This is a genomic window from Arthrobacter sp. TS-15 (genome assembly GCF_006964045.1).
Taxonomy (GTDB): Bacteria; Actinomycetota; Actinomycetes; order Actinomycetales; family Micrococcaceae; genus Arthrobacter.
The window spans coordinates 68,553-81,877 of sequence record NZ_SDXQ01000031.1; the positions used below are offsets into that span (position 1 = coordinate 68,553).

Consider the following 13,325-nt stretch of genomic DNA (forward strand, 5'->3'; position numbering starts at 1 on the left):
CTGTCCCCATGAACAGCTTGGCGCTTCGAATCGCCATCGCAAACGTCAACGCCACCACAATGCGGGTGGCGTCAGTTCTACCCGCAGTGTTTTCCGAAACGGCCCATCAACCTGTTGCCCAGCCCGTCACCCCGGACATGCCATGATGGCGCGGCGGCTGGTCATTGCGGGTATTTGCCTTGCTGTGCTGATCGCCGCCGTAGCCATCATTTTGGATCAGATGGCAGCGAAGCCCGGGCCGACGGCCGCCCAAAGCACATCGTCTTCGGCCCCAACCCCAGGCTCCAACGCCACCGCTTCAGGGACCCCGACCCCAGGTGGTGCCGGGGAGCCCGCCCAGTCCGGCAGCCCGGCGTCGGGCACTGAAGGCAGCGGCGGCAGCAGCAGCGACAACAGCACCGAAGGTACCAGCAGCGAGGGCGGCCCTTCCACGGCTAAGCCGCTTGAGGTCCTGCCGCCGGTCACGACCACCCCCACCGGCTTGCCCGAACCTTCCGCCCCCGCGCCGTTGATTACCGGCTCCTTGCCCCAGCCGGGAAGTGCGGCCGGTGAAGTGGTGGACGGTTGGCCGGCCGGCGTCCTGACCTTGCCCGAAGGTACAACAATCGGCTCCACGTCAGTCTCGACCTCCGGTGATGTCGTCCAGGTTGCCGCGGATGGCGTCATCGGCAAGCCACAGGCGGAGGTTCTGGCGAACTTCCGCCAGTCCTTGGTGGCTCATGGATTCTGGTTCGAGGCGGCGCCGGCGGCGGAGGGGGCGATGGCCGAACGGTTCGTTCGTGGCACGGATACGGTCACGGTGTCAGTGACGACGACAGGTACAGGCAACTCCCGTTTCCAACTTTTGGGCAGCCTGCGCACGGCGGCGGACTAGGAGCTGCGATGTACATTTCACTCTCGGACCGAGGCAAGCGGGACAAACCGGAGGGAGGACGAACGGCACTAACAAGTGAAGTGCCGTTCCGTTTGTCCCCGGTCATCCTCTGGCTGGGCATTGTGAGCATGGTGACCGATGTTTCCTCGGAATCGGTCACCGCGATCCTCCCGTTGTACGTGACCGGATTCCTGGGTCTGTCCACCATTGCCTTCGGCCTCATCGACGGCATCAACCAAGGAGCCAGCGCGATTGTCAGGATCGCAGCCGGCTGGGCCGCCGACCGCAGCGGCCACCCCAAACGAATCGCCTTGGCCGGCTACGGCTTATCCATGCTCGCCAGGATCGGTTTCCTCTTCGCCGGCGGTTTCTGGGCGATCGCTGCGATAGTCACCGGTGACAGGATCGGCAAGGGCATTCGCACAGCCCCGCGGGACGCTCTGATTTCCGTGTCTGCACAGCCTGAACATCTGGCGCGATCCTTTGGCGTTCACAGGATGCTGGACAACATTGGCGCTGCAACCGGTCCGTTGATCGCCTTCTTTGTGTTGCTGATGATTCCCAACGGTTTCAGTACGGTGTTTGTGGTGTCTCTGGCTTTCGCGGTGATTGGTGTCGCCGTCCTGGCTCTGGTGGTGCCGGATATCAAAGCACGTGGCCTCCAAGGCACGGAGGACCGCGGGGAGCGGCGTTTGTTCGCTTTTTCCTGGAGCCACCTGAAGGAGCCGGGGCTGGGCAAGCTGCTGGTTGCTGCTGGCCTCCTGGGTTTGGTCACCATTGGTGACGGCTTCATCTACCTCGTCCTGCAGGCTCGGGATTCTTTTGCCGTACAGTGGTTTCCCCTGTTGTTCGTAGGCACCAACGTGGTGTTCCTGGCGTTCGCCGTTCCGTTGGGCAGGCTCGCGGACAGGGTTGGGAAAATTCCGGTGTTCGTGGGTGGGCACCTTGCATTGCTGGCAACGTATCTCCTGGCGGCAGCACCTTTCGGAGGGCTCTGGGCAACCATTGGCTGTCTGGTCCTTCTGGGGGCGTTCTACGCGGCCACGGACGGAGTTCTGGCGGCCTTGGCGAGCCAACTGACGCCCCCGGGAAAGCTTGCCATGGGCATCGCATCCGCACAGACGGTGGTGGCCCTCACCCGGATGACGGCATCGGCAGGTTTTGGTGTCCTGTGGTACGCAGTAGGTGCTCCAACGGCCATGGTGGCAGCGGCCGGTTTGCTCGCTTGCGCTGTGGTGGCTGTGGCTTTCATCCTGCGTGGCGCCCGGGTGGCACCGGCAGGGGACGTGAGTGACGGGGCATGAGTGGCGCGCTGGCTCAAAGTAAGTTGCGGTGGGGCGCACTCCTTGCTGTCACGGCACTGGTCCTGGTGGCGGCCGGTATTTATGCTGTGGGCGCGTACCAGCGTTTTGAAGAGAGCCGAACTGCCGCTTCATCAGTAGGCGTCACGGCAGGCCAGCCTCTTCCGGCAGGCCCGTTTATCCTTTTTCGGAATACAGCGTCGGGCCAGGGATACGGCAAAGCAGCTACAGTCCCGCTGTCGGCTCCTGACGGTCCCCGGGCCGTGAGTGAGCATGAGTGCGATCGTGTTTACGGAACACCGGAGAAAGTGGTGTGCCTGAGAACAAACCGGGGCCTGGTAACAGCGTTTGAAGCTGAGGTCCTGGACCGCAACTGGCAGCAACAGCGCTCATGGCCGGTCCCGGGAATTCCCAGCAGGACCCGCATCAGTCCTGATGGGTCCATGATCGCCACCACGGTATTCGTCTCCGGCCATTCCTATGCCGCCGCGGGGTTTTCGACCGCCACAGAGATCAGCTTCCCGGACGGCACCTCAGGAAACCTCGAGGACTTCGCCTTGATGGTCAATGGTGAGCGGGTTCTTGCCACGGACAGGAACATATGGGGTGTGACGTTCGCTCCAGGCCAGGGTGATGTCTTCTACGCCACTGCCGCTTCTTCCGGACGCATCTGGCTGGTGCGGGGGAGCATGTCCGACAGGACCTTGACAGCTATTCACGACAACGTGGAGTGTCCGTCCATTTCCCCTGACGGTACACGAATTGCGTACAAGAAGAACGACGGCGGGGCGCTGGCGCCGCACTGGAACGTCGCTGTGCTGGAGCTGGCCACGGGACAGGAAACCGAGCTCTCAGAGAAGCGCAGCGTTGATGACCAGATCGAGTGGCTGGATAACCAGAACCTTCTTTATGGTTTGGCTGACGAAACCACCGACGGAGACAGCAACATCTGGAAGCTGGGAACCGGACCCGGCTCCCAGCCCAGTTTGTTCATCGCCCATGCGTGGTCCCCGGGCGTTGTTCGCTAACGCCGTCAGCAGACCCGCAACAGCCCGCAGAGTAGCCCGCCTGATTGCGTGGGACTGGGTGTCGGGCTCGGTGACGGACTAGGAGTTGGCGTCGCTGTGCCTGTCGCAGTCGCCGTGGGGGTCGGTGCCGGTGTCACTGTGGGGGTGGCTGTAGACGACGGAGCTGGCGCGGCCAACTGCTGCTGGGCCGGCGCAGTGGTGGAGTACACCACGTCCACAAAGTAGTTCGTGGCGTTCCACGAGTTAGTGGGCATGGCGCCTCCCGAGCCGTACCGGTACCGGCCGTTGTTCGGACCGGTGGCGGTGAAGACCCCACTTGTCCAGGTCTGGTTGAAGAAGCCCTGCGTCGAAGAGTAACGGCCATTCGGTGCCCGGTAGGACACCACGTAGGTTTGGCCGGTCGCCAGTGCCACTGGTGTGGCCAAGGTGGCGGTTTGCCAGCCCGTGGCCGTCTCGTTGGTGAAGGTCACTTGCGCCAGACGGGTGCCTGCCGAGTTCCACAGCGAGCCAACGTGGGTTCCAGTGTTTCCAGCTCCCTTGTAGAAGCGGATTCCCGTCACGTTCCCGGCTTGGGACACCGTAAAGGCTGTACCCAATTCCACGGACAGGAAGTCAGAGTTTGCGGCTACCTGTGGAAGCAACGATCCAAAGATCGTGCTTTGTTGCATCGCTGGGGCGGCCGTGGTGAATTGCCAGGTGCTCGGGGGCAGGCTCTGCCCTTGTGGCGTTGCCACACCTGAGACGCTTGCGGATATCGCAGTGTTGGTTGGAAGGACAGCCGTCGGCGTGAAGGTGATGGTCCGGGTATCGGCAGACAACGCAGCCGTCCCTGCGACGGACGCGCCGTTCGCGGTCAACGTGAACGAAGCGCCGGGGTTGATGGAGGACGAGAACGTTATTGACGGCTTGACGTCCACGGGAATCCCGGACGCGCCCGGTCCTGGAACCTGCTCTGAGACCGTTAGCTGAGCAGACGTGACACTGAACACGAGATCCACCAAGTAGCTTGCAAACGAACGGTCGCCTGGGAAGTTGTTTGTATATGAATACATTCCGGAGTCAGGCGCTGTGCGGAGCGGACCGCTGGTGAAGCCGGCGCCAAACCCTCCGTCGGTGTAGGAATACTTGCCGTTCGGTGACTTGTAGGCAGCTACGTATTCTGTGTCAGCCTGGATAGATACTGGCTGACTGAAGGACGCAGTCTGCCAGCCGCTTGATGTTTCGTTGGTAAAGGTCACTGATGCCAACAATTGCCCCGCCGCGGTATAGAGGGATCCGGTATGCGTCCCGGTGTTCCCGCCCGACTTATAGAAACGGATGGCCGTGATCTGACCGGCGGTATCACTGGCGAAGCGCACGCCCAATGTCAAAGCCATGCCATCGTCCACTTCGGCGGTGGTAGGCGCTACCGTGTCCTCGTACAAGGTGCAGGGGCATACTCCCGGGGTTCGTGGCGGGGGAACGGTAGTGAAAGTCCACGAACCACCGGATGACATCGGTTGCCCGGACACTGCCGTGGCGGTGAGTGTGGCCGTGTAGGACATAGCTGCTGCAAGGGGCGCAGTAGGAGCGAAAGTAACCTTCCGTGTTGCCTGGTCGTACGTGGTGGTCCCCGCTACCGCAACCCCGTTGCTGTTCTTCAAGGACAGCGTGACGCTCGACGGCACTGCGGCCTCCGACAACACGGCTGACACAGCCTTATCCAACGGAACACTTGAGGAACCAGGCAGGGGTGAATGAGAACCAACTGTGAATGGCGGCGCTGGAATCATGACGATGACGTCAACCAGGTAGCTGGCGCTCGACCGCGAATTGGGAAAGTCCCCGCTGTACGAGTAAGCACCTGCGTCGGCATCTGCCCGAAGCGGCCCAACGCTCATGCCCGGGCCGAAACCGTTTGCGGTGGCGGAATACGTGCCTGTAGGTGTCTTGTAGGACACAATGTACTGCGTGTTGGCCGTGATCTGGACCGGCTGGCTGAACATGGCAGTCTGCCATCCGGAGCTGCTCTCGTTGGCGAAGGTCACCGTTGCCAATTGCTGTCCGCTGGCCGTGTAAAGGGCGCCCGTGTGAGTGCCGGTGTTGCCGGCCGACTTGTAGAAGCGGATGCCTGTGACCTCGCCTGCCGAAACGCTCGAGAACCGAACACCCAACGTCAGCGGCACGCCATCGCGAATCTCGGCAATCCCCGGAGTGACGCTGTCATCGTAGAAACTACAGGGGCAGGAACCGGGGACAGGCAGGGTGGCCGCTGTGGTAAACGTCCAAGTGCCGCCGGATACGACTTGTCCGCCTACAGCGTCAGTACCGGCGATCGTCGCCGTGTACTGCGTACTAAACGCCAACTGCGAGCTAGGAGTGAAAGTGGCGCGGCGGGTCGCAGCATCGTATGCGGTGGTCCCGGCCACAGGGCCGGCGGCCGACCGCAACGTCAACTGTACGCTTGCAGGGGTAACGGGCTTGGAGAACACTGCACTGACCTTCGTGGCAATCGCAACGCTGGACGACGACGGGATCGGAGAGTGCCCGGACACCGTCAAAGGAGAGTTGTCCACGGTGCTGAAGATGGCGTCCGCGAAGTAGTTGCCCCCGTTGTAACTGGCAGTCGGGAAGCTCTGCGACGTGCTGTAGACGCCTGCTGGTTCAGCTCCGAAGCCACCGGCCACGGTTAGTGGAGCAGCGGTGGACCCAAAGCTCGCCCACTGGAAGTCCTTTATGGCATAGTGCCCCCGTGGTGCCCAATACGAGACTGTGTACTTCTGCCCGGCCGCGACGGCCACGGGGTGGCTGAACAGCGTGGTCTGCCAGCCGCTGGCTGACTCGTTGGTAAAGGTGGCCGTGGCCAGGCGCTCGCCGGAAGAGCTCCAGAGCGAACCTGTATGTGTTCCTGTGTTGGCCGCGCTCTTGTAGAAGCGCACGCCGGTGATGAAGCCGTCAACAGTGGGAGTGAAGCGCAGCCCCATCTCATACGCGCCACCGTCGCCGGAGTCCTGAATGGCGGGAACTGTCTGGCCAAACACGCTATACGGTCCGCTAAGTACGAGGTTGCGCGTGGTCGGAGTTCCGATGTTGGCGCTATCGTCTACTGCCCGGACTTGGATGGTGGCATTCGCCAGGCCCTGCTGTATGTAGCTGTAGGTCCAGTTCTGTTTACCCACGGCAGGGTGCCACGTGGTGCCGGCGTCCGTGGAAACCTCGACGCCGGCTACCACACCGCCGCTGTCGGCCGCTGTGCCAGCGACGGTGACCTTGGACCCGTGGGGGATTGTGGCGCCGTTGGCCGGTGCGGTAACAGCAACCGTAGGCCCTGTCCGATCGCTGCTCGGGGCTGCGGCCACAAGGCCTGCCGCACGCGTCGCAGGCTGCACACCCATATCCGCAAAGAGATTGATTTGGGCTTGCCGCATCCGGGGATCCGCTGCCGCACCGTTGCCGTCATGCTCCTGGTCCAGACCCCAAGTCCATTGCACGCTGCCGGCCGAGAAGACCAAGGCGCCGCTCGAAGCACGATACAGCGTCACATTATGAGTCGTGGTACCGGACTTCACCGTGTTCCCATAATCCTGCAGGTATTCGGGAACGTTCCCCACCGTTGTGGAAAGCCGGATGAGGCCGGACGGGCGGAACCCGTTGTCGATGTCTTCGTTGGACTCGTAGCCCACTGTGTGTGGAGCCAAGGCAGCCGACGAGCCGGCGGGTAATGACGCCAGGGCGGTATTACGCCACAACCGGGTCTTTCCTTCCTCGGAGCTAACCGTCACGGGTAGGTCGGAGAAATTGGACATGTAAAGGGTTCCGGTCAGCCCGTTCTCCGGTAGTCCGCCGCCGTTGGCTTGTGATGCGAAGCGAGGATCTCGCCAGGTACCTGTCCATTGCGGGCTGGGGTCGATCTTGCCGTTGGACCAGGTCTCTTTATATGACGTCAGTGTGCGCCCTGCAGCACCGTCCACTATGGAGGGTTCGAACCGGGTCTTCCAATACATCTCGTTGCCTGACAGGAACTGCAGGTTAACGCCCGCATCGCGGGCCGCTGCGACGTTGGCCCGTTGGGCGCCAGACCAATATTCGTCGTGCCCCACAGAGAGGAAGACTTTGTGGTTCAGCAGTAAAGAACCGCTGCGGTCCGTATCAAGGCCGCTGATGTAGCTCACGTCGTAACCGTTTTGTTCCAGGAACCGGACCATCGGGTATTCATTGGAAAAGTAAAAGTCTCTGCCGGCATTAACACCGCGGCTGGCCATTGGACGGTTGTAGCTGATTTTGAAGGCCCTGCCGTTCTCGCCGCCTTGGTAAAAATCGGAGCCGCCATAGGTGTTGTATGCCTGCCACGTCGTATCCGACGTCTGGAACACAACATCCGAGCGGCTCGAGTCAGAACGGACAACGAAAGTTATGTGACTTTGACCGCCCGTGTCGGGTCTGGTCAGCAGCGCCACATAGACGCCCGAGACGGCCGTCGCCGGTACCTGCCACGTTGCAGACACCGCCCAATTGCCGCAATCGTAAAGCTCGGTGGCCAAATCTGTTCGACATTGGGGTTGATTCTGCCGAAAAACAGATGGAGTTACATTCGCGATCTTGCGGGCGCCGTTGCCGCCATACCAGCCGGTACGGTAAATCCCGATGGTGTAGGTGGGTGCGTCGGTATCCACCTTGAAGCGTATTGGCTGGCCGGCGTTGACGCTCATCTCGGTCGAGAAGCCTTGTAAGCTGTCGTCGCCCGGAACCTCAATGTCCCACTCGGACGGAGGGCTCCCGGGCTTGGAGTTCTCACAGACCACGGGGTTGACCACAGGATCACACGGTCCAGCGGCTACGGCTACGGGTGCGGTAAGGGGCAGCAGGGCCGCCGTCATGCCAATCACCAAGGGAACAAGAAATCCCCTGAAGACTCGCTGTGATCGGGTAGCTGAACGACCGGGCATGAGAACTCCTGGAGTGGTACGCCAATTGCCAAGACAGGCCACGCAATTAAGCGCAGCCCCTGCTTTGCCGCTCCCCAGCCAGGGTCAAGCCAAGATCTTCAGTTATGAAACCCAAGGTTGGCACCGATGATTGTTCCGTAGATCGGGACCGGATCCAGCAATAACCGAACCGAAGTTCAAGCAAAAGCCGGATCACAGGAACGAATCCGCCAAGTAACCCTTGGCAGGAGTGTAGGGGCGTGGCATGCCGCCCGCAAGAGCTTCCGCTTGCAGATCAGCATATTTCGCACAAACCGCAGTAGATTTAGTGGATACAGACACCCGGGCCACCCAGGAGAACCGAAGCACCTTGCACTTGAAAAGTTTGACTGTCCGAGGATTCAAGTCGTTTGCGTCGGCCACGACCTTCGACTTTGAACCTGGCGTCACCGCCGTCGTCGGGCCCAACGGATCGGGCAAATCCAATGTGGTGGATGCCTTGGCCTGGGTCATGGGAGAGCAGGGCGCCAAAACCCTCCGGGGTGGCAAGATGGAAGACGTCATTTTCGCAGGTACTTCTGGCCGCCCACCGTTGGGCCGGGCCCACGTCGCCCTGACCATTGACAACGCAGACAACGCGCTCCCCATCGAGTACAGCGAAGTCACTATCTCCCGCACTCTGTTCCGTACCGGTGGGTCCGAGTACGCCATCAACGGCGCCCCGTGCAGGCTGTTGGACATTCAGGAACTTCTCTCCGATTCCGGCTTGGGCCGTGAAATGCACGTGATCGTGGGACAAGGCCAGCTGGACCGCGTACTCCATGCCACCCCCGAGGACCGCCGGGGCTTCATCGAGGAAGCAGCGGGAATCCTCAAGCACCGCCGCCGCAAGGAAAAGACGGTCCGCAAGCTCGAAGCCATGCAGGCCAATCTCGCACGGCTCGGTGACCTCACGGCAGAAATACGTCGGCAATTGACTCCGTTGGGCAAACAGGCGGAGATAGCCCGCCGCGCCCAAACAGTCCAGTTCGACGTCCGGGATGCCCGCGCCCGGCTTTTGGCGGACGACCTTGTCCAACTGACAACCACCCTTGAAAAGGACGTTGCAGACGAAGCCGCCCTCAAAGAGCGCCGCCGGGTGGTTGAGGCAGGGCTTGGGACGGGTCGGCGCCGCCAAGCGGGATTGGAGCAGCAAGCCGCCGAAGCCACGCCGCGACTCAATGCCGCACGGGAGCAGTGGTACCAGCTTTCGGCCAACCGGGAACGACTCCGCTCACTCGGATCCTTGGCCAGCGAACGCAGAAGACTCCTGGGTTCCGCGGAGGCCTCACCGGACACCGGACGTGACCCCGAACAACTCGAGCGCCAGGCTGCCCGGGTCCGTGAGGAACAGACTGCCCTCGAACACGACATCCTCGCCAAGCAGGCGGCTCTTCTTGAGGCAACGGTTGCAAAGGACTCGGCCGAGGCGCTCGCAGCTGCGGAGGACAAGCGCCTAACAGCCATGTTGAGGGCGGCCGCCGACCGCAGGGAGGGGCTGGCCAGACTGGCAGGCCAGGTGGCCGCGGCCAGGTCCCGTGCCGAAGCTGCCGAGGCCGAACGTGGTCGCCTCAGGGAATCCCTCGCTGCAGGTGACGAACGGCGCCGCAAGGCGCAGAGCGAGTTCACTGCCCTCGAAACGCAAGTGGCTGGCGTTGAAGATGGCGAAGAGAGCCTCGACGCTGACTACGAGAATGCCAACGAGGTCCTGGATGCAGTCCTCGCGGAGATCGAGGAACTGAAAGCTTCCGAGCGGGAAGCTGTCCGCGAGCGGGACGCCCTGACGGCACGACGCGATGCCCTTCAACTCGGGCTCAACCGCAAGGACGGGTCGGGAAGTCTTCTGACGGCTGAGGGCGTTCTTGGACCGTTGGCGGCGCTGGTATCCATCGAGCCGGGATACGAGGCCGCCATAGCTGCCGCCTTGGGCAGTGCCTCGGACGCCTTGGCGGTTGCCGACACCGACAGCGCCCTGGCAGCCATCCGCCTGCTGAAGGATAACGACGCGGGGCGGGCATCACTGCTTCTTCCCGGAAGTACTTCCCCCGGTGAAGATCCCGGCACCAACCTCGAGCTTCCCGCCGGCTGCCGTTGGGCTGCCGACGTGGTGAAGATCGCTGATCCTGTTGCCCAAGGCGCGCTCGGGCTCCTGGTCCGTACCGCCGTCGTTGATGACGTTGCGGTGGCGGCAGCTCTCATCGCAGATAATCCACACCTCAGGGCGGTGACCCGCGAGGGTGACGTTTTTACCTCCCTGACCATCACAGGAGGATCTGCCACCGCGCCGTCGCTGCTGGAAGTTCAGGCGGCAGTGGACGACGCCGTTGCCCGGCTCCAGGAGGTCACGGCCCGTCTGGAACGTGGACGCTTCGCCTTGGCCGCCGCTCAAACCCGCCGTGCCGAAGCGCAGGACCGCGCGGACGCCGCTTTGGAGCGGTTGCATGAATCGGATGCCCGCCTTGCCGCTGTTGCTGAGCGCCTGGGTCATCTCAACTCCGTTCTTCGCAGCGCTGTGGGCGAAAGCGAACGGCTCGCCACGTCCATGGCCAAGGCCGAAGCCAACATCGCAGAAGCCCAACTTGACCTTGAAGTCGCCGTGGAACGCCTCGCTGCGGCCCAGGAAGCACCTGACGAGGAACCATCCACGGAACAGCGGGATGAACTCGCTGTCCAGGCCAGGACTGCCCGGGCATTGGAAACCGAAGCCCGGCTTGCCCTCCGGACATCCGAGGAGCAGTTGGGAGCCATCAGCAACCGGGCGGCATCGCTTGAGCGCGCCGCGGCTACCGAACGGCGTGCCCGTGAGGAGGCCACCCGGCGCGCGCAACGCCGACGCGCGCAGGCGCAGCGTGCGGCGGCGGTCGCGTCCGCTGTGGAGCAGACCCTCAGGTTCATCGACGTTTCAGTTGACCTGGCCGACTACGATCGCGACCTTGCCGAGCAAAAGCGGGATGAGTTGGAGAAGGAACTCGCTGAGGTTCGCTCGGGCAACGACGCCTTGGCGCGGGAGCTTGCCGAGCTAACGGACTCGGTACACCGGGATGAGATGGCCCGGACGCAGCAGCGGCTCCGTATCGAGGCTTTGGAAAGCCGGTCCATTGAAGAGCTGGGACTCTCAGCCGAACAACTCATTGCCGATTATGGTCCGGATAAAATGGTGCCCCTGCCTCCCGGATCGGCTACAGATAAGTGGGCCGAACTCCGGGCGCCTGTTGACGAAAACGGTGACGCCATCATTGAGGGGATTCCGTTCGTCCGGGCAGAGCAGGAGAAAAGGCTGAAGAAAGCCGAGCGTGAGCTCGGGGCCCTTGGCAAAGTGAACCCGTTGGCGTTGGAAGAGTTCGCCGCCCTGGAAGAACGGCACCAGTTCCTGAGCTCGCAGCTGGAGGACCTCAAATCCAGCCGCAAGGACCTGTTGGACATCATCAAAGAGGTGGACAACCGTGTCCAGCAGGTGTTTACCGAGGCTTTTGCTGACACGTCAGCCCAGTTCGACCACGTCTTTGCCAGGCTTTTTCCCGGCGGTGAGGGCAGGTTGGTTCTCACGGACCCCGACGACATGCTTAATACCGGGATTGAAGTGGAGGCGCGTCCGGCGGGCAAGAAAATCAAGAGGCTTTCTCTGCTCTCTGGCGGGGAGCGCTCACTGACGGCAGTGGCGCTGTTGGTGGCCATCTTCAAAGCCCGCCCCTCGCCCTTCTATGTCATGGACGAGGTAGAGGCGGCGTTGGACGATACCAACCTGGGCCGACTCATCACCATCTTTGAGGAACTGCGTGAGTCCAGCCAGCTGATTGTGATCACCCACCAGAAGCGCACCATGGAAGTGGCAGACGCGCTCTACGGAGTGACGATGAGGGGCGACGGCGTCTCAACCGTGATCAGCCAGAGGCTCGGTGCCGGGGCATAGCTTTATGAGAAGGTAGGGGAGTGAACGATTTCCTACCCATAATTCTGTCCATTCTCGCTGCGCTCGTAGTGGTCGGCGGACTCGTGCCGGTACTGATGAAAGCCCGGAAGACCGGCGCAAAGTACCCCGGAACACGTGACGCGAACGATCCCGTCCAGTCATCGGCAGCAGGCGGCGGAACCCTTGTGGAGGACCGCCCGGATGCGGTAAAGGCTCCGGCCCCGACCTTCGACGGAACCGTTGCGGATACAGACGTCCCGGATGACGCCGCCGGGCTAGAGACCATCGCCATCGATACACCGGCGCCGGTGGAGGGTCGCCTGACCCGTCTTCGTGCCAGGTTGATCAAGTCCAACAACATCCTGGGCAAGGGCCTCCTCGCACTGTTGTCCGGCGACAAGATCGACGAGAACGTGTGGGACGAGGTAGAAGAGACCCTCCTGCTGGCCGATCTTGGAACCGAACCCACCATGCAGTTGGTCGACGCCCTGCGTGAGCGCGTCAAGGTTCTGGGCACCCGCAGCCCCGAAGACGTCAAGGCGATGCTCCGTGAAGAACTGATCAAACTGGTTGATCCAGGCATGGACCGTTCCTTGAATGTCGAGCGCAAGGGCGACCGCCCCGCCGTCGTGCTTGTTGTAGGCGTGAACGGCGTTGGTAAGACCACCACCGTGGGCAAGCTGGCGCGTGTGCTGGTGGCTGAAGACAAAGATGTCCTGTTGGGCGCCGCAGATACTTTCCGTGCTGCTGCTGCCGAGCAGTTGGCCACCTGGGGACAGCGCGTGGGTGTGCCCACCGTCAAGTCCGACATCGACGGCGCCGACCCCGCGTCGGTGGCTTACGAAGCGGTGAAGGCCGGCATCGATCAGGAGGTCGATGTGGTCATGGTTGACACCGCAGGACGCCTGCAGAACAAAACCGGACTCATGGATGAGCTCGGCAAGGTCAAGCGGGTCATTGAGAAACTGGCAGAAGTGGACGAGGTTCTGTTGGTCCTGGACGCCACCACCGGACAGAACGGACTCAATCAGGCACGCGTCTTTGCGGAGGTAGTGAACATCACCGGCATCGTTTTGACCAAGCTGGACGGAACGGCCAAGGGCGGCATCGTGGTGGCTATCCAGAAGTCTCTGGGAGTTCCCGTGAAGCTCATTGGTTTGGGCGAAGGCCCGGACGATCTTGCACCGTTCGACGCCGAAAGCTTCGTGGACGCACTGCTCAACTAGCACCCCTGTTTCAGCGCCGCTCCCGACTGACTGGCGCACGTGT

The 13,325-nt window shown here is 62.2% G+C and carries 7 protein-coding genes; 6 read left to right on the forward strand and 1 reads right to left on the reverse strand.

The window, feature by feature from the left end:
• The first annotated feature begins 8 nt into the window (after positions 1 to 8).
• From EU811_RS23525 to EU811_RS12685, 4 genes are all read left to right on the forward strand, one after another.
• The gene (locus EU811_RS23525) at positions 9 to 146 is read left to right on the forward strand and encodes a hypothetical protein (protein WP_160147638.1); all 138 of its coding nucleotides are present in this window, start codon (positions 9 to 11) and stop codon (positions 144 to 146) included.
• Complete coding sequence (locus tag EU811_RS12675) at positions 143 to 874, forward strand: hypothetical protein (protein ID WP_142938756.1); 732 nt, start codon at positions 143 to 145, stop codon at positions 872 to 874. Before EU811_RS23525 ends, EU811_RS12675 begins: the two co-directional genes overlap by 4 nt.
• 80 nt (positions 875 to 954) lie before the next feature.
• Entirely contained in the window at positions 955 to 2,178 is a 1,224-nt protein-coding gene (locus EU811_RS12680) for an MFS transporter (RefSeq protein ID WP_142938909.1), read from the forward strand.
• A complete protein-coding gene (locus tag EU811_RS12685) occupies positions 2,175 to 3,203 on the forward strand; it encodes a PD40 domain-containing protein (RefSeq protein WP_142938757.1) in 1,029 nt (342 codons plus the stop codon). The genes EU811_RS12680 and EU811_RS12685 overlap by 4 nt, the downstream gene beginning before the upstream one ends.
• Before the next feature lie 5 nt (positions 3,204 to 3,208).
• Here EU811_RS12685 and EU811_RS12690 read toward each other — a convergent pair whose 3' ends face one another.
• Positions 3,209 to 8,128, reverse strand: coding sequence for a DUF4082 domain-containing protein (locus EU811_RS12690; RefSeq protein ID WP_142938758.1), 4,920 nt, complete (start codon positions 8,126 to 8,128; stop codon positions 3,209 to 3,211).
• A 349-nt stretch (positions 8,129 to 8,477) separates the two neighbouring features.
• On the opposite strand from EU811_RS12690, the gene smc reads away from it, so the two are divergent.
• Positions 8,478 to 12,056 carry a chromosome segregation protein SMC gene (gene smc, locus EU811_RS12695; RefSeq protein ID WP_187697166.1) on the forward strand — a complete coding sequence of 1,193 codons (3,579 nt, stop codon included), beginning with the start codon at positions 8,478 to 8,480 and terminating at the stop codon, positions 12,054 to 12,056.
• Positions 12,057 to 12,076: 20 nt separating this feature from the next.
• Complete coding sequence (gene ftsY / locus EU811_RS12700; RefSeq protein WP_142938760.1) at positions 12,077 to 13,282, forward strand: signal recognition particle-docking protein FtsY; 1,206 nt, start codon at positions 12,077 to 12,079, stop codon at positions 13,280 to 13,282.
• Positions 13,283 to 13,325: the final 43 nt, after the last annotated feature.